Here is a 17,383-nt window from a genome sequence, read left to right on the forward strand (position 1 = left end):
CACTTTACCGTTGTTATCAATGGAGTTTGAGCTCAATATCACAATAGCGACTCGCTTCGTCTTCACATCCACATTCATCATAAGCATTGTGTAAACGCAAATAAGCCCTTTCAACACCAAGTTTATTAAGCTCTTCCTTTACATGTTCTAAAGAGTCGAAATAAACGGGTTCATCATCTTGCTTTATCGGTTCAAGCTTATGTTTGTATTCCACAGCCAAAAGATACTGTGAAATATCGGCACAGCCGATAACAAATACTTTTGGCGATTGGTAGCTGTCTTTATGGTAACCATGGATCCAGCGGTCAAGTTGTGCTTTTTGCATAATCTTCCACCTCACTAAATTAGTTCAAATATCTATTATTATAAGAATCAGTGTAGTAGATGAAATTCAATCTGGTAATAGACGCACACTGTCTTTCTGCTATAGCCACAGGCATATTTAAAAAAGTAATCATAGTAAAGTCGTGAGCAAGGCATCATTTTCCCCGAGATCAATCCTCAATTTAGCGACTTACCTAACCTTCGATCGAAATTTGGGTATATATTGGTAGCACAAAAAAATAGCAATAAGGACAGGCTCAATGAAATACCACTCCCTTCCTCATTCATCGCTTGAAATCAGTAAAATCTGTCTTGGAACCATGACATTTGGTGAACAGAACACCAAAAAAGAAGCTTTTGAGCAACTGGACTATGCGCTAGAAAGAGGAGTCAATTTTATTGATACGGCGGAAATGTATCCCGTTCCACCGAAAGCAAAAACACAGGGCTTAACCGAGAAATATATCGGCGATTGGTTGTCACAATCGGACAAGCGCCACAAAGTGATTCTCGCGACCAAAGTGGCTGGGCCACGCAGTGTACCTTACATCCGTGACAATATGAGCTTAGACCGTAAAAACATTCATCTTGCCATCGATGACAGTTTAAAACGATTACAAACCGACTATATCGATCTTTATCAACTTCACTGGCCGCAACGTCAAACCAATTGCTTTGGGCAACTCAATTACCCCTACCCAGAGACCAATGAGGAAGTGACGCTCATTGAAACTCTCGAAGCACTCAATGACCTAATAAAGGCTGGGAAAGTTCGACACATTGGTGTTTCTAACGAAACGCCATGGGGGGTTATGACGTTGCTTAAGCTCGCCGAGAAACACGATCTACCGAGAATTGTCTCTATTCAAAATCCATACAATTTACTCAACCGCAGCTTTGAAGTTGGGCTCTCAGAGATCAGCCATCATGAAGGTGTCGAACTTCTGGCATACTCGCCACTTGCGTTTGGTTGCTTGTCTGGAAAGTATCTCAATGGCCAACGTCCAGCTTTGGCAAGATGTACTCTATTTGATCGTTTTGTAAGGTACTTCACTCCAAGTGGAGCAGAAGCAACGCAGGCTTATGTCGATCTCGCCAACAAACATGGCTTAGATCCAGCGCAAATGGCATTGGCATTTGTCAATCAACGTCCATTTGTCGCCTCCAATATTATTGGAGCGACTAATCTTCAGCAATTGCAGGCCAATATTGACAGTATTGACTTAAATCTGAGTGATGAGTTGCTCAAAGAGCTTTATGAAATAGGGGCAAAGTTTTCTAACCCTTGCCCCTAAATATTGCGAAAGATGAATGCATCGCGGGTAATACCTATACGATATTCCCGCGACGATTTACGTTGTTATTCTGCCATGTAGAATTCGACGCAAATGACGAGCCTTACGTTTTGCCTCAACTTGAGGTGGTGCTACACGCCCAAGAGGCCGACCTTCTGAATCCAAACCGATATCTCGCAAAAGATGTGGGCTATGAAGAGGCAGTTGATACGCATTGCGGCGATAGCGACGTTTCCATTCACGTTCTTCACGGTGAATATCAGCCTTAATAAGCCATGTGGCGAGTGTTAGATAAACTGAAGTTTGCATAATAAAGTCTCCAAATCAAAATAGATTGAGGTCGGAGAAAATAGCATTGATGATTTACGACAGAAGTGTTGTAACCTCATCGACTGCTATTTTCCGCAGCCTCATAAGGTTACGGATTGACTAAGCGTGTTTTGCTAGGGACATGGGTGCCATTGACCGCATATCACTGCAGGTAAAACGAGTTAAGTTTATTGCAGCGCAAGCAATATTGATGTGTTTTAACTTCAACATGTACGCCTCCTAAACTTCGCTTAATAATCCATTGTGAGAATAAGTTTGGTTTCCAAACTTGGGTTAATTTTCATACACACCAGCGATAACAGCAAGCAATAATCCAAGCAAAATCATAAAAAAACATATTCAACCAGTTTTATTAAAAGTTCGTGTTATCTAGTTGTTGTATATTCTGTGTTGATTCAGCAAAAAAGCAAAATATATTCTGAGCCTAATAGCAAAAAAAGCGCATAAGCGCTTTTTTATCAATACCCTATAGATAAATCTCGAATCTACTGGACTGACTCTTCTGTTATCAAGTTGTGTTTGTTCAACAACCGATACATGGTTGCTCGTGAAATTCCCAGCTCTTTCGCCGCTAGTGTCACTTGCCCTGAATGACTGTCTAACACCAATATTAAGGCATCTCGCTCTGAGCGCTCTCGAATACTCTTTAAGCTGCGTTTGCCTGAAAATGTACCTGGTAGCTCAAAGTGCTGCTGCAGTAACACTTCCGATTCAGACATCAAAACCGCACGTTTCACTTGGTTAATGAGCTCCTTAATATTTCCTGGCCAGTGATAATAACTCAAGGTTTTTAAGGCATCATCATCAATAGATTTGACCGGAGCATTAAACTCCTTGGCAAACAGCCCCATGTAATGATTGACCAGTAGAGCAATATCCGTAGCGCGCTCTTTTAAGCTAGGTACATTGATCCTTAGCACATTAATACAATGAAATAACTCATCGTTAAAAATGCCCTCTCCCAATGTTCGGTCTATATCGGAAGAGTCTGCCGCTAGTATACGAACATCAAACTCCACCGCCCCTTTTGCGGTTTCTATCTGTCCGTCTTGAAACAATTTCAGTAGATTCATTTGTTGTTTAGCTGGCAGGGTAAAAATGTCATTTAGCAGAACCGTTCCTCCCTGAGCCTGCGATAGAAGAGAGGGCTTACTTGAGTCATACATACCAAAAAATTCGTTTTCAAAGCGCTCATCAGAAAAAGCGCGACAATTAACGGAAATAAATGGCTTTTGAGAACGTGATGAACAGCGATGAATCGCCTTGGCAACGGTTTCTTTTCCACACCCCACTTCGCCATGAATCATGATACTGACATCTGTTGGGCCAATACGGCGAATCTGATCTCTCATACGCCTAGCTGGTAGAGACTGACCTATAATATTGAGATCAGCATCGGTGTTATTATGAGGCCATACTTTTTGCTCTAATTTAAGCATGCCAAGTTGGTGACCGATTGTACTCATTAACCGTGAGTCTGGGATAGGTGTCGTGAAAAAGTCGATACAGAAATTAACGATAAACTGACAGATAGTATCAGAGCTTAGCTGTTCTTCACGTATAAACGCTATCCAGCGGACTTGTTTGTGACTACTGACTAACTTCGCAATTCCATTTAAGCTAAAATCATCTTTAGTAAGGTCAACAATGCCTATACAGGGCCCAGTTTCGGAAAATAGGGAATCGGCTTTGCGTAAGTCAGAACATTGAGTACAACGCCAGCCTGCATGTTCTAATACAGAAAGCCAAGGCTCATAAGTGCCACCCACGACAACGAGAGAGCCCGGGATCGAATCCATTCTAAATTCACTTCCCATTACATCGTTCCTTATTATTTATAGGATTCAGTACGTTAATTCTATTTCATCCATCCATAGACGCAAAGATACACAAATCACAATTGATCATGACACTTGTCTCACAAATAAGACTAGTGCAATTTATTCTCACTTTCTACTTAATTGATCAAATAATTGGCATGAAAAAAGCCGCCATAAATTGGGCGGCTTTGATTCACTTTCTGCTCGAGTCTATTGCTGAGGTCGCATCGCTGGGAATAAAATCACATCGCGAATAGTGTGCGTATTGGTAAATAGCATCGCTAGACGATCAATACCGATACCTTGGCCTGCCGTTGGTGGAAGACCGTGCTCAAGTGCTGTAATGTAGTCAGCATCGTAATACATTGCTTCATCATCACCGGCATCTTTTGCATTTACCTGAGCTTTAAAGCGTGCATCCTGATCTTCTGCATCATTAAGCTCAGAGAAGCCATTCGCCACTTCACGACCGCCAATAAAGAACTCAAAACGGTCAGTAAAGAACGGATTGTCATCGCTTCGACGTGCCAACGGTGAAATATCCGCTGGGTAACCTGTAACGAACGTTGGCTGAATCAGTTGAGGCTCAGCCGTCTCACCAAAGATTTCTTCTAGTAGCTGACCACATGTCCAGAAAGTTTCTACTTCGACATGAACTGATTTTGCAATCGCAACCATCTTGTCGCGATCTTGCAGATCAGCTTCTGTTAGCGCTTGAATCTCAACATGGTCAGGGTTGTAGTGTTTGATCGCTTCAAACATGCTCATACGAGCGTATTTACCACCAAACTCAACCGTCTCTTCACCGTAAGGCATCGATGTCGAACCAAGAACATCCATGGCCGCAGTGCTTAGCATCTCTTCAGTCAGATCCATAAGATCTTTGTAATCTGCATACGCCTGATAGAATTCCATCATTGTGAATTCTGGATTGTGGCGAGGAGAAAGACCTTCGTTACGGAAGTTACGGTTGATTTCAAATACGCGATCAAAACCACCCACAACTAGACGCTTAAGGTAAAGCTCTGGAGCAACGCGCAAATACATGTCGATATCCAACGCATTATGATGCGTGATAAATGGACGAGCAGTCGCACCACCAGGGATCACATGCATCATCGGAGTTTCTACTTCTAGGTAACCTTTTGAGCTCATGAAGTTACGAATAGATGATACGAGTTTCGAACGAATGATAAACGCCTGACGAGAGTCTTCGTTAACGATAAGATCAACATAACGCTGACGGTAACGCATCTCTTGGTCAGTTAGACCATGAAACTTCTCTGGAAGTGGACGAAGTGCTTTTGTTAGCAACTCATATTCTTCCATATTTACGTAAAGATCACCCTTACCTGATTTATGCAGCGCACCTTTTACACCAACGATATCGCCGATATCCAGGCCTTGGTATTTTTCTTTAAGCTCTTTTTGAACCGCTTTGGCAGCGTAAGCTTGAATACGACCAGAAGTCTCCTGAATCACTAGGAATGGACCGCGTTTGGCCATGATACGACCCGCGATAGCAACGATATGATTCAGCTCTTCGAGTTCTTCTTTACTCTTTTCACCAAATTCTTTTTGCAAATCACCCGCCAGATTTTCACGGCGAAAATCATTTGGGTGACCATTTGATTTACAGCTCTTACGGATTTCATCCAGCTTCGCGCGACGCTCAGCGATCAGCTTATTTTCTTCTTGTAGGTTGTCGTTTTGAACAGCATCAGTCATTTTGAGATGTACCCTGTTGAATTGGTGAAAAGCTTAAAGACCTGACTTCAGGCTAGCTTCAATAAATTTGTCTAAATCGCCATCAAGCACCGCTTGGGTGTTGCGGTTTTCAATGCCAGTACGCAAGTCTTTGATACGCGAGTCATCAAGAACATACGAACGAATCTGACTGCCCCATCCAATATCGGATTTGGCGTCTTCATTGGCTTGTTTTTCAGCATTTTGCTTTTGCAGCTCAAGCTCAAAAAGCTTAGCACGAAGCTGCTTCATCGCCTGATCTTTGTTCTTGTGTTGAGAACGGTCATTTTGACATTGCACTACGGTGTTGGTTGGTACGTGGGTAATACGAACCGCTGATTCCGTGGTGTTGACGTGCTGACCACCAGCACCCGATGCCCGATACACATCAATACGTAAGTCTGATGGGTTAATATCGATGGCAATGTTGTCATCAATTTCTGGATAAATAAATGCAGATGCAAAAGAGGTATGACGACGACCACTAGAGTCAAATGGCGACTTTCTCACTAAGCGGTGTACACCGGTTTCCGTGCGCAACCAACCATAAGCGTATTCGCCACTGATTCGAACCGTTGCCCCTTTCAGGCCAGCAACTTCACCTTCAGAGACTTCGATGACTTCTGTTTTAAAGCCCTTCGCTTCTGCCCAGCGTAAATACATACGCAGCATCATAGAAGTCCAGTCTTGTGCTTCCGTACCACCTGAGCCTGATTGCAAGTCAATGTAGCAATCTGATGCATCATGGTCACCGGAAAACATACGACGAAACTCAAGCTTCTCCAACTTAGCTTCTAATTCAGCTAACTCAGGTTCAATTTCATCAAAGGTTTCCTGATCTTCTTCTTCCACTGCCAGTTCCAATAGTCCATCAACATCTTCAACTCCTTGGTCGAGTTGGTCGATAGTTTCGACTACGGCTTCCAGTGCAGCGCGCTCTTTACCCAGCGCTTGTGCACGCTCAGGTTCGTTCCAAACATCAGGTTGTTCTAATTCGGCGTTAACTTCTTCTAGACGCTCTTGTTTAGCGTCATAGTCAAAGATACCCCCTAAGGACATTCGTGCGCTCAGTCACATCCTGTAGGCGGTTTTTAATAGGATTGATTTCAAACATTTTTGCTCAGCATTTATGAGTAGAATTTAACCGCCAAATTCTACTCAAAAATGTGATGAAGATACAGGAAAATATCGATGATCGTTGACTAAGGAGAGTATTGACGACCCCTTAGTCAACAGATTTACTTCGCTTCTAGGTGTTCAACCATCAACTGTAAGGATTGATTTCCTCTGAACTCGTTGATATCCAACTTAAAAGCTAAAGAGATTTGTTTGACAGAAGCATCAGGCCAGCGCCTTAAATCGACATTAAATGCGATGGCATCAAGCATAATATTGGTTGGGTGTCCTTTTAATAAAGGCTCAACCATGAGTTTTAGATGCTTTTCCCCGACCAGTTTTTGATGCAACACTTTAAACTGACCATCAAATATGGGCTCTGGAAACGCCTGCCCCCACGGCCCACCCGCACGCAAGATTTCGGCGGTATGCATTGAAAACTCTTCCGGTATGAGTTCACCATCGGATAATACGATCCCTTTAAGCGCCGTATCACCTAATTCATCTCTCACCAGTTCATCAAACAAACGGCTAAAACGTTCAAAATCTTTTTCTTTTATCGTGAGTCCCGCCGCCATCGCGTGCCCACCAAATTTGGCAATTAACCCTGGATTTTTAGTGTCGATGCGATCCAAAGCATCGCGCATGTGCAAGCCAACGATTGAGCGACATGATCCCTTGATAGTGCCATCACCACCATCAGCAAACGCGATTACCGGACGGTGGAATTTATCCTTAACACGAGACGCTAAAATACCAATCACGCCCTGATGCCAATCTCTTTGAAACAGAGCCAAACCGTAGGGCAACTCCGCTGTTTCGCTAAACTGCAATCGCTCACAAAAGGCCAACGCCTCTTGCTTCATTCCTTCTTCGATTTCTTTGCGTGTTTGGTTGAGTCCGTCCAACTCAGCGGCCATGCGTCTCGCTGCGTGGATATTGTCACACATTAATAACTCGACCCCAAAAGACATATCGTCCAAACGGCCCGCCGCATTAATTCTTGGCCCCAGAGCAAACCCAAAGTCTGTGGCAACGAGTTTTCTCGCGTCACGCTTAGCCACTTCGATGAGAGCTTGAATTCCCGGCCTTGCTTTACCTGCACGTATGCGCTGCAATCCCTGATGCACCAAGATACGGTTGTTCTCATCCAACGGCACAACATCCGCGACCGTTCCAAGTGCAACAAGATCAATTAGCTCCATCAGTTTTGGCTCGGCCATGCTTTGCTTAGCAAACCATTGGTGCTTTCTCATATGGACACATAGAGCCATCATGAGATAAAAGGCAACACCGACACCCGCAAGAGCTTTAGATGGGAAGCGGCACTCCTCTAGGTTTGGATTGACCATCGCATCCACTTCTGGCAGCTCAGATCCAGGCAAGTGATGATCGGTGACCAGAACTTGCAGCCCCTGCTCTTTGGCGTATTTCACTCCCGATATCGATGAAACACCATTGTCGACCGTCATTATCACTTGAGCACCGATTTCAATGGCTTGATCGACGACCTCCGGGCTTAATCCATAACCATCTTCGAAACGATTTGGTACAAGATAGTCAACGTTTCGACTGCCCAACATACGCAAAGCCAGCACCGACAGAGCCGAACTTGTCGCCCCATCAGCATCAAAATCACCGACAACAATAATGCGTTTTTGCGAGTCTATTGCCTCAAAAAGTAACTCGACAGCCTGATCAATACCGGCAAGTTGTTGATATGAATGTAAACCTTTGGCCGCTTTTTCTAATTGACTGACATCTTGAATACCGCGAGACAAGTATATACGTTTCAACAAGGGGGGAATTGAATCGGGAAGTAGGGAAAGATCTACTTCCGGTCGACGTTGGATCTCTATCATAGAATCAATACGGGCTCGCATGCGAGCCCTCCTTAGTATTATTGACTAGATTGCAGTTTTTGAAAAAGGTCAGCAGGTGGCAAGTACCCACCCACCAGCTCTCCATTTGGCAAGAAAATCGCAGGTGTACCACTGATACCAAGCTCTCTACCAAGGTTAAAGTGTTTTTCGACCGTCGCCTTGCATTGCGCGATATCGCCCACAGCTACCGCACTTTTCCTGTTTACTTTCGCATCGTGCATGGCTAGATTAGGATCCGCCGCGCACCAAATATTGGCCATTTGATCAGCAACATCTCCAGTCGCTCCCTGACGCGGGTACGCAAGATAACGTACAGTGATCCCTAGATCATTGTAGCCTTGCATTTGACTGTGTAAGCGAACGCAATATCCACAGGTGATGTCCGTAAAAATGGTCACTACATACTTTTCATCATCAGCTTTAAATTCAATAACACTGTCTTGAAACGCAGCAATTTTTTCTGCATTGAGTGGGGCTTGTCGCTCAGCTAATACGTCATTGTAATTACCTTCATCGTCTAACGCATACAACGTCCCTGCGACAAAATAATCGCCGCTCGGCGATGCAAATAGCACCCCACCCGCTGTTCGAATCTCGACTAGGCCGGGGATATCAGCTGGCACGACGTCTAAAACGCCAATACCGATCTTAGCGAATCGGGCCTGAATTGATGCTTCATCAATATCACTTGAAGCCATCGCTTGAGCAACAACGGCTTGAGGTTTTGTTTTTGGTCTCTCTTCTGCTCCGCAAGCAGTTACAAAAAAAGGAAGAGTCAGTAGAGTTAGCCGACGCATTACGCTCATCAATATCACCTATTATTTGAAATTGTGAATCATGCCCTTGGATGATGTTGGGAATGAATGTTCTTAAGTCTTTCAGTTGCTACATGAGTATAAATTTGCGTGGTCGATAAGTCACTATGCCCAAGCAACATCTGTACGACACGCAAATCGGCTCCGTAGTTCAGTAAATGTGTCGCAAAAGCGTGCCTAAGAACGTGCGGCGACAAGTACTCAGTATCAATTTCTGCCAATACCGCGTAGTACTTTATACGATGCCAGAAGGTTTGACGGGTCATTTGCCTGGCTCTTTTGCTTGGAAACACCACATCCGAGGTTGTTTCACCCAGAAGCGCAGGACGACCAGATTCAATGAACTGCTCGATCCAATCAACAGCATTTTCCCCCATCGGAACCAATCGCTCTTTTCCGCCTTTACCCGTGACTCTGACCACTCCTTGACGCAGGCTTATGTTCTCCATGGTTAAGCTAATGAGTTCCGTCACACGAAGGCCCGTGGCATATAGCAGTTCCAGCATTGCTTTATCGCGCAGTTCAATGGGATCATTGGGATCGGGCGCATCGAGCAAATCGCCAACTTGCTCTTCGGTCAAATCTTTGGGTAAGCGCTTTGGTAATTTGGGACTAACCAGCAATGCTGTGGGATCATCGGCTCGAAGCTTTTCTCTATGCAAATATTGAAATAGACGACGAATAGCCGACAGCATTCTAGCTCTGGAGCTTTGCTGATAATCTTGATCAACGAGCCAGCCTTGATATTTCTGCAGCCCTGACAAACTAATAAATTCCAACTTGGAATTTTGCTTGTGCATCCAATGTAATAATTTCATTAAATCACTACGATACGATGCAAGTGTGTTTTCAGACAAGCCACGCTCCATCCACATGGCGTCTAAAAACTGCTCTACTAGGCTCAGGTCCTGTGAATTAACATCTGGCACAACAGTCTCTTGGTTATTTATACAGTAGTTTATACACTTTAAGCGACCTCGCTCAATATTGCTATAAAATAATGCTACTCAGTATCACCTTGACAGGTCATTCTTCTGCGGCTTCTTATTGAGGTCGATTCTGGTTAGCGTTAGAATTTAAACATCACTCCCCCAACATACATTCGAACATGAAAATTGGCTTGTTTTACGGCTCCTCGACCTGCTATACCGAAATGACGGCAGAGAAGATCCGAAGCATTATCGGTGAAGAACTTGTCGATATTTTTAACGTCAAAGACACCGCGCTTTCTCGTATGAATGACTACGATCTACTCATACTAGGAATTTCCACCTGGGACTTTGGTGAAATCCAAGAAGATTGGAGCGCAATATGGGAAAACATCGCTGGCGTGTCTTTAAAAAACAAATCAGTCGCACTGTTCGGACTGGGCGATCAAGAAGGTTATGGCGAGTGGTATCTCGATGCGATGGGGATGCTGCACGATGAGATAGTAAAATGTGCCCCCAATATCATTGGCTATTGGCCAAATGAGGGTTATGAGTTTGAAGCCTCTAAAGCACTCACCGAAGACAAAGAGTACTTTGTTGGACTCGCGTTAGATGAAGACAGTCAGTACGAGCTTAGCGATGAACGCATTGCAACATGGTGCGAGCAGATATTGTTGGAATATCAAGAGTCGCTATAGTAGCGAAAGCTAGCCACCCGAATAATACAAACAAGCCAGAAATGCGAACTCTGGCTTTTTTCTTTTTACTGTCTCATCCTGAAATGTGTTTACACCTTAAGGGCGAGACATTTAAAAAAAAATCCCCAGTCATTAACTGGGGATTTTCACTAATGCCTTCACACGACATCACGCCAATAATATTGTGACTTCAAAGTGATTACGCACCTTCTTGGGCAAGCACTTCTTCATCTGAACGACCAATAAAGCACATGCAAATAATAGCTGCTGCCGTTGGCATTAACCAACCCATGCCAATACCAAACAGGGGGAGCATGTTGAAAGCAGAAACATTGACGCCAGCAACTTTAGCAGCATCAATGAGTGCAAACATCAAAGCAACAATCATTACCATTCGGTATGCCATCTTGGGGTTTCCAAGGAATTTGCGAACAAACGTCAACGCAACCAAAGCGATGGCTACAGGGTAAAGAGCAAAAAGCACAGGTACTGACAACGAGATAAGTTGCGCTAACCCAATGTTAGCCACAAATGCACACGCAATCCCTAAGATCACCACCCACTTCTTGTAACTTAGCTTGCTAATAGAGCTAAAGTAATCAGAACACGCAGAAATGAGACCAATTGCCGTTGTCAAACAGGCTAATAGAACGATGACTGATAAGACAACCTGACCATACGGCCCAAACAATGCCTGAACATATTGACTCAGTACGGCACCGCCGTTGTCCGCTCCCGCAGCCACGCTTGCACTTGTCGCGCCAAGATAGAACAAAGAAATGTAAACAAACGCTAGACCAGCCGCCGCAATAAGCGCAGCACTAATGAGGTACTTTGTCGTCGCACTCTGCTCAGTAATGCCCTTTTTACGAAGCGCATCCACAATAAGCATACCAAACATCAATGACCCAAACGTATCCATTGTGTTATAACCTTCAAGAAAGCCCTTCGTAATAGGTTGCGTCGCATAATCACCGATAGGTGCAATCATATCGCCTTGTGGGTTAACAAATACCGCGAAGGCGAGAATGATAAGCCCGACAAAAAGCGCAGGCGTTAACACCTTACCAATCACATCAATCAGTTTACCTTGAGACCAAGCAAAGCTCATCGCGACCGCAAAGAAAAGCACTGAAAATACCGCTAAGTGAGACTGGCTTGCATCAATGAAAAATGGCTTTACTGCCATTTCATAAGCAACAAGGCCTGTTCTCGGTGCGGCAAAAGCAGGACCGATAATAATAAAGATTAGGATCGCCATGACCATTGCTGCTCGCTTAGGAAGATCCTTGGTTAAGTGGTCCCAAGTACCACCAGCAATCGCGATAGCAACGATAGTGATCAGAGGTAGACCTACCGCTGTTAGCAAGAACCCTGTCATTGCTGGTAATACGTTTTGCCCTGCTAATTGACCGGCTAAAGGTGGGAAGATAATGTTGCCAGCCCCAAGAAAAAACGCAAACAGCATAAAGCCGACCGCAATAATATCTGTTATTTTTAAACTCTGTTTCACAGATAAACCCTTATTCAATGTTTTGTTGTGTATTTAACTAAAGAATCGTTGTTCTTCATAATATTCGGCGCGCATCATGACGAATGACTAATCAATTGGCAAGTTGCCCACAAAAAACACTATATAAAATTACCTAAACCCCACAAAAGCAGTGTTATTAACCAATTATCACTAAAAATCTAGCATTTAAGAGTATACAATACAGCGTACAAAAAAATCACACTCAGAACATAAACCCAAACAATTACATAACAACAGATGAAATTCCTTAATAGCAAACGATTGGTAAAATTTTCATGAAGAGTAGCACGTTAAAAACTAAAGGCTTTCAATTCAAACAGTTTACGATTCAAGATGGCAATTCTGGTATGCCTGTCAGTACTGACGGTGTCTTATTAGGGGCATGGGCAAAGTTCTATCGCACTGAGCACTTGCTGGATATTGGTACAGGGACTGGACTGTTAACCTTAATGTCTGCCCAACGTTTTTCAACGTCAAACATTTTAGCGATAGACATCAACCAAGAGGCAATAAAGGACGCCACTCGCAACGTGTCCCTATCGAGCTGGTCTGACAGAATCAAAGTCAAACAACAAGATGTCTTATCCTTAACCGTGCCAGAGGGCTTTGATGCCATTATTTGTAATCCGCCTTACTTTAATAGCGGTGAACGAGCTTCTAGGGAACAGCGCGCCATCGCAAGGCACAGTATTACTTTGTCACATCAAGAACTGCTAGATAAATGCTCTCAACTGTTGAGATCACATGGCCAGGCTTGTTTCGTTTTGCCCACAACGGAAGGGCAAGCGTTTATCGACTATGCTTTACGGACAGGTTGGTTTCTCGCACGGCGCTGTGATGTGCGAACGACCGACAAAAAGCCAGCAACTCGTGTGCTATTTACCTTGCAAAAGAGCGCATGTTCGACAGAGCGACAGGAGCTCGTCATTCATGATGGAACATCAGGTTATTCCAAATCCTTTATCCAACTTACGCAAGACTTCTATTTAAAAATGTGAGTGGGTTTATCGCTCGCTTATTGAATGGGTTTAAGTATAATAGCCGCCCAACTTTATACCCCTTTTAAGCAATTGCCCTTTATATTGATGGCGATGGTAGCTTTGTGGAGACTCGATAGTGATCAGAACATTTGCAGATTTAGATTTAGACCCAATCCTGCTCGAAGCCATTGAAGAGATGGGTTACTCACGCCCAACTCAAATTCAAGCTGAAGCTATCCCGCAAGCCCTTGATGGTAGAGATGTATTAGCTTCAGCGCCAACAGGCACGGGCAAAACAGCCTCATTTGCCCTGCCTGCGCTACAGTATTTGCTCGATTTCCCAAGAAAAAAGGGCGGCCCTGCGCGCATTTTGGTATTAACACCGACACGCGAATTGGCGATGCAAGTTGCCGATCAGACTAGAGCACTGGCCAAAAATACCAATTTAAACGTCATCACCATAACGGGTGGTGTGACGTATGATACCCATGCCGACATCTTGTCGCAGACTCAGGATATCGTAGTGGCAACTCCAGGGCGCTTAATGGAGTACATCGAAGGAGAGCGATTCGATTGTCGTGCTATTGAGTGGTTGGTCTTAGACGAGGCCGACAGAATGCTCGACATGGGTTTTGGCCCTGTCGTCGATCGCCTCTCTGCTGAATGTCGCTGGAGAAAGCAAACATTGTTGTTCTCAGCAACATTGGAAGGAAAAGGCGTCGAAGGCTTTACCGCTGATCTATTGAAGAACCCGGCAGAAATCGATGCTGAGCCTCCTCTTCGCGAGCGCAAAAAAATCACCCAATGGTACCATCGAGCGGACACCGCTGAGCACAAACTGAACTTGCTCAAGCACATCATTACCGAGCAAGCGGAACGCAGTATTATCTTTTTAAAGACACGTGAACGCCTAGCCGAGTTACGTCAGCAACTTGACAGCGCACAAATTCCTTGTGTTTGGATCCAGGGGGAAATGCCTCAGGATCGCCGTAACAACGCTATTAGTCGTTTCAGAGACGGTTCGGTGAATGTACTTCTTGCCACTGATATAGCAGCACGTGGTATTGACCTACCCGACGTTTCTCACGTCATCAACTACGATCTACCACGTAGTGCTGACGTATACTTACATCGTATTGGCCGTACAGCGCGAGCAGGTAAAAAAGGCATCGCCATTTCGTTAGTTGAAGCACACGACCAGCCAATGATGGATCGTGTTGGACGTTATACCAAAGAGCTGATTAAAGAGCGCTTTATTGATGGACTGCGTCCTACCCACAAAAAGCCAACGTTCAACAAAAAGAAAAAAGTGAAAAAAGACGAGAAAAAGTCGACGACGAAAAAGAAAAAATCAAACAAGAAAAAGTAATCTGCATAAAAAGCCCCGCATTGCGGGGCTTTTTTTATTCAAGAGAGATTAGAGCACTCTTTTTGTTTACTGCTCTTCTCGTTTAAAGACTAACTCTGTCGCCGTTGACTCTTCTTCAACAAAATAATAGCCCGCCGTGTCAAAACGTATCAATGCCTCGATAGAGCCTACCTTGTTATCAAGGATGTAACGCGCCATCATGCCACGCGCTTTTTTGGCATAAAAGCTGATGACCTTGTACTGACCATTTTTGCAGTCCTTAAAAACAGGCGTAATGATTTGTCCATCAAATTGCTTGGTTTTGACGGATTTAAAATACTCATTCGAGGCAAGGTTGATCAACACATTATCACCTTGCGCATTCAAAGCCTCATTAAGCTTGTTAGTGATAATGTCACCCCAAAAGTGATACAGATTTGGGCCACGCGAATTGGCAAGCTTGGTCCCCATCTCTAAACGGTAAGGCTGCATGAGATCGAGAGGTTTTAGCAAACCATACAAGCCAGATAACATGCGCAGGTGTTGCTGTGCAAAATCAAAGTCATCTTCACTCATGGTTTGCGCATCAAGGCCGGTATACACGTCACCTTTAAACGCAAGAATAGCCTGTCGAGCATTCTCTGTCGTAAACGTTTCTGACCACTGCTCAAAGCGTGCAACGTTAAGACCTGCTATCTTATCGCTCACCTTCATTAATGCCGAAACATCAGCAGGCGTCAGCTTACGGCACTCATCTATCAATTGAGCCGAGTGCTCGATCAACTCTGGCTGCGTGAATCGCTCCGTGGCGAGCGGGGACTCATAATCCAAGGTCTTTGCGGGTGAAACAACAATAAGCATGACTTTACTCTTTTAATAATGATTTCTTTCAGTATAAAAAAAGCCACGCACATTCTTCAACGAATTCGTGCATGGCTTTTTCTATTTCTGCGATAGCAACAAGTTATTAAAACCTATTTTTGGCTTTTCGATGACTCGCTGTTATCCCAAATACCCTGTTCTAGCTGGGATTTCAGCTCAGGGTAATCATTTGCATCAAACGTCGGGACTTTACCCGCTTTCAATTGCCTGTTGTAGTCTTTCGCAAGTTTTACCACAATGCCAGACAACAGGATGATCGCCACCAAGTTGACGATGGCCATTAAACCCATCGACACATCCGCAAGCGCCCACACTGTAGGCAAGGTTGCTACCGAACCAAATAACACCATCGAAAGCACAACAAGGCGGAATATACCAAGCCCCACTTTATGATTATGTTCTAAGAAGATAATGTTTGTCTCTGCATACGAATAGTTGGCAATAATCGAAGTGAAGGCGAAGAAAAAAATCGCCACAGCAACAAAAATACCCCCCCAATCGCCCACTTGAGAGATCAAAGCGCGCTGAGTTAACTCAATACCCGTCACTTCACTGTTAGGTACATACTCACCAGACATCAGAATAATGGCGACTGTCGCAGTACAAATAACGATCGTATCAGTGAAAACACCCAACATCTGCACGTAACCTTGCGATGCTGGATGCGGAGGGTATGGTGTTGCCGATGCTGCTGCATTCGGCGCAGAACCCATACCCGCTTCGTTAGAGAACAGACCACGTTTTATGCCCTGGATCATTGCTTGCGCAATTGCGTAACCCACGCCACCAGCGGCAGCTTCTTGCAAACCAAAGGCACTCTTAAAGATGTACGCAAGCACTTCCGGCACTTTCTCTAGGTTCATAAACACAACAACGAGAGCCAAAACCAGATAAGCTAATGCCATAACAGGGACAATCAACTCTGCCGTGCGTGCGATTTTTCGAATACCACCAAAAATCACAAAGGCCGAAATAAGGGCAATCACAACACCAACGTAAATAGGCTCAAAACCAAAGGCGGTTTTCATCGCGGTGGCAATGGCATTTGCTTGAACGGCGTTGAACACCAAACCGAATGCAATGATGAGGAAGATCGAGAACAAGACGCCCATCCAGCGCATGCCTAAACCTTTCTCCATGTAGTAAGCAGGGCCACCACGGTAATTGCCGTCGTCATCACGGGTCTTGTAAAGTTGTGCAAGTGTGCTTTCTGCAAACGATGTCGCCATTCCGAGCATGGCAATTAGCCACATCCAGAAAATTGCGCCAGGACCACCAAAAGTCAGCGCCACGGCAACGCCGGCCATATTACCGGTCCCCACACGGGCTGCTAAGCTGGTACAAAGTGCTTGGAAAGAAGAGATACCAGCAGTGTCTGCTTTACGGCTATGTTTTAGAACACTAAACATATGACCAAAATGGCGGAACTGAATGAACCCAAGGCGCACTGTAAAGTAAATCCCTACGCCTACGAGTAAATAAACCAGAATCGATCCCCAAAGAAGATCGTTCATTAAATTGATAACGTCTGTCACTGTTAACCCCTTATAATTAGAGCACCGAACACGGCATCCATTCGTCGTCTAAGATCGCAACATAGAACCAGTCCATTTGGTTTTTATATTTTCTTGTTGTTTCGCTACGATTTTACTAACTTTTCACGCACATTAGACGCGAATCAAT

The 17,383-nt window shown here is 44.4% G+C and carries 15 protein-coding genes; 4 read left to right on the top strand and 11 right to left on the bottom strand.

The genetic code is table 11. The features are described from left to right. Positions 1 to 16: 16 nt before the first annotated feature. Positions 17 to 325: a DUF6482 family protein gene (locus LNL84_RS03340; protein WP_244355248.1), complete on the bottom strand. Its 309-nt coding sequence runs from the start codon at positions 323 to 325 to the stop codon at positions 17 to 19. Positions 326 to 584: 259 nt separating this feature from the next. Between LNL84_RS03340 and LNL84_RS03345 the strand changes: the two genes are divergently transcribed. After that, positions 585 to 1,619, top strand: a complete 1,035-nt coding sequence (locus LNL84_RS03345) for an NADP(H)-dependent aldo-keto reductase (RefSeq protein WP_244355249.1) — start codon at positions 585 to 587, stop codon at positions 1,617 to 1,619. 57 nt (positions 1,620 to 1,676) lie between these two features. Here the strand turns inward: LNL84_RS03345 and LNL84_RS03350 are convergent, their stop codons facing one another. The 7 genes from LNL84_RS03350 to xerD all read right to left on the bottom strand — a co-directional run bounded on the left by LNL84_RS03350 (position 1,677) and on the right by xerD (position 10,258). After that, positions 1,677 to 1,928, bottom strand: coding sequence for a DUF1127 domain-containing protein (locus tag LNL84_RS03350; protein ID WP_244355250.1), 252 nt, complete (start codon positions 1,926 to 1,928; stop codon positions 1,677 to 1,679). 506 nt (positions 1,929 to 2,434) lie between these two features. Next, positions 2,435 to 3,766 (bottom strand): sigma-54-dependent transcriptional regulator, encoded by a 1,332-nt coding sequence (locus tag LNL84_RS03355; RefSeq protein ID WP_244355251.1) that lies wholly within the window; start codon positions 3,764 to 3,766, stop codon positions 2,435 to 2,437. A gap of 213 nt (positions 3,767 to 3,979) precedes the next feature. Continuing rightward, entirely contained in the window at positions 3,980 to 5,497 is a 1,518-nt protein-coding gene (gene lysS, locus LNL84_RS03360) for a lysine--tRNA ligase (RefSeq protein ID WP_244355252.1), read from the bottom strand. Between the two features lie 33 nt (positions 5,498 to 5,530). Further along, a protein-coding gene (gene prfB / locus LNL84_RS03365; protein ID WP_244355253.1) for a peptide chain release factor 2 occupies positions 5,531 to 6,629 on the bottom strand; the annotation gives its coding sequence in 2 pieces (ribosomal slippage) (positions 5,531 to 6,553 and positions 6,555 to 6,629; 1,098 coding nt in all). 124 nt (positions 6,630 to 6,753) lie between these two features. Then, the gene (recJ, locus tag LNL84_RS03370) at positions 6,754 to 8,493 is read right to left on the bottom strand and encodes a single-stranded-DNA-specific exonuclease RecJ (protein ID WP_244355412.1); all 1,740 of its coding nucleotides are present in this window, start codon (positions 8,491 to 8,493) and stop codon (positions 6,754 to 6,756) included. A 38-nt stretch (positions 8,494 to 8,531) separates the two neighbouring features. Continuing rightward, positions 8,532 to 9,320: a thioredoxin fold domain-containing protein gene (locus LNL84_RS03375; RefSeq protein WP_244355254.1), complete on the bottom strand. Its 789-nt coding sequence runs from the start codon at positions 9,318 to 9,320 to the stop codon at positions 8,532 to 8,534. 29 nt (positions 9,321 to 9,349) lie between these two features. Continuing rightward, positions 9,350 to 10,258, bottom strand: a complete 909-nt coding sequence (gene xerD / locus LNL84_RS03380) for a site-specific tyrosine recombinase XerD (protein WP_341829447.1) — start codon at positions 10,256 to 10,258, stop codon at positions 9,350 to 9,352. Between the two features lie 179 nt (positions 10,259 to 10,437). Between xerD and fldB the strand changes: the two genes are divergently transcribed. Beyond that, complete coding sequence (gene fldB, locus LNL84_RS03385) at positions 10,438 to 10,956, top strand: flavodoxin FldB (RefSeq protein ID WP_244355255.1); 519 nt, start codon at positions 10,438 to 10,440, stop codon at positions 10,954 to 10,956. A gap of 199 nt (positions 10,957 to 11,155) precedes the next feature. Here fldB and brnQ read toward each other — a convergent pair whose 3' ends face one another. Continuing rightward, complete coding sequence (gene brnQ, locus LNL84_RS03390) at positions 11,156 to 12,469, bottom strand: branched-chain amino acid transport system II carrier protein (protein ID WP_244355256.1); 1,314 nt, start codon at positions 12,467 to 12,469, stop codon at positions 11,156 to 11,158. 296 nt (positions 12,470 to 12,765) lie between these two features. Here brnQ and LNL84_RS03395 point away from each other — a divergent pair, with 296 nt between their 5' ends. Together LNL84_RS03395 and srmB are read left to right on the top strand one after the other, a co-directional pair. After that, positions 12,766 to 13,488, top strand: coding sequence for a tRNA1(Val) (adenine(37)-N6)-methyltransferase (locus tag LNL84_RS03395; protein ID WP_244355257.1), 723 nt, complete (start codon positions 12,766 to 12,768; stop codon positions 13,486 to 13,488). 118 nt (positions 13,489 to 13,606) lie between these two features. Then, positions 13,607 to 14,839 (top strand): ATP-dependent RNA helicase SrmB, encoded by a 1,233-nt coding sequence (gene srmB, locus LNL84_RS03400; RefSeq protein WP_244355258.1) that lies wholly within the window; start codon positions 13,607 to 13,609, stop codon positions 14,837 to 14,839. A gap of 66 nt (positions 14,840 to 14,905) precedes the next feature. On the opposite strand, the gene yaaA is transcribed toward srmB, so the two are convergent. After that, complete coding sequence (yaaA, locus tag LNL84_RS03405; protein WP_244355259.1) at positions 14,906 to 15,679, bottom strand: peroxide stress protein YaaA; 774 nt, start codon at positions 15,677 to 15,679, stop codon at positions 14,906 to 14,908. Between the two features lie 113 nt (positions 15,680 to 15,792). Beyond that, positions 15,793 to 17,235, bottom strand: coding sequence for an alanine/glycine:cation symporter family protein (locus tag LNL84_RS03410; RefSeq protein ID WP_244355260.1), 1,443 nt, complete (start codon positions 17,233 to 17,235; stop codon positions 15,793 to 15,795). Positions 17,236 to 17,383 lie beyond the last annotated feature (148 nt).

Source organism: Vibrio gelatinilyticus, from assembly GCF_022836845.1.
GTDB classification, from domain to species: Bacteria; Pseudomonadota; Gammaproteobacteria; order Enterobacterales; family Vibrionaceae; genus Vibrio; species Vibrio gelatinilyticus.

Excerpts from the sequence above, each read along its gene's own strand:
- lysS (WP_244355252.1), bottom strand. The coding sequence starts at position 5,497 with ATGACTGATGCTGTTCAAAACGACAACCTACAAGAAGAAAATAAGCTG.
- fldB (WP_244355255.1), top strand. The coding sequence starts at position 10,438 with ATGAAAATTGGCTTGTTTTACGGCTCCTCGACCTGCTATACCGAAATG.
- LNL84_RS03340 (WP_244355248.1), bottom strand. The coding sequence starts at position 325 with ATGCAAAAAGCACAACTTGACCGCTGGATCCATGGTTACCATAAAGAC.
- recJ (WP_244355412.1), bottom strand. The coding sequence starts at position 8,493 with ATGATAGAGATCCAACGTCGACCGGAAGTAGATCTTTCCCTACTTCCC.
- LNL84_RS03375 (WP_244355254.1), bottom strand. The coding sequence starts at position 9,320 with ATGAGCGTAATGCGTCGGCTAACTCTACTGACTCTTCCTTTTTTTGTA.
- LNL84_RS03355 (WP_244355251.1), bottom strand. The coding sequence starts at position 3,766 with ATGGGAAGTGAATTTAGAATGGATTCGATCCCGGGCTCTCTCGTTGTC.
- LNL84_RS03350 (WP_244355250.1), bottom strand. The coding sequence starts at position 1,928 with ATGCAAACTTCAGTTTATCTAACACTCGCCACATGGCTTATTAAGGCT.
- yaaA (WP_244355259.1), bottom strand. The coding sequence starts at position 15,679 with ATGCTTATTGTTGTTTCACCCGCAAAGACCTTGGATTATGAGTCCCCG.
- LNL84_RS03395 (WP_244355257.1), top strand. The coding sequence starts at position 12,766 with ATGAAGAGTAGCACGTTAAAAACTAAAGGCTTTCAATTCAAACAGTTT.
- LNL84_RS03345 (WP_244355249.1), top strand. The coding sequence starts at position 585 with ATGAAATACCACTCCCTTCCTCATTCATCGCTTGAAATCAGTAAAATC.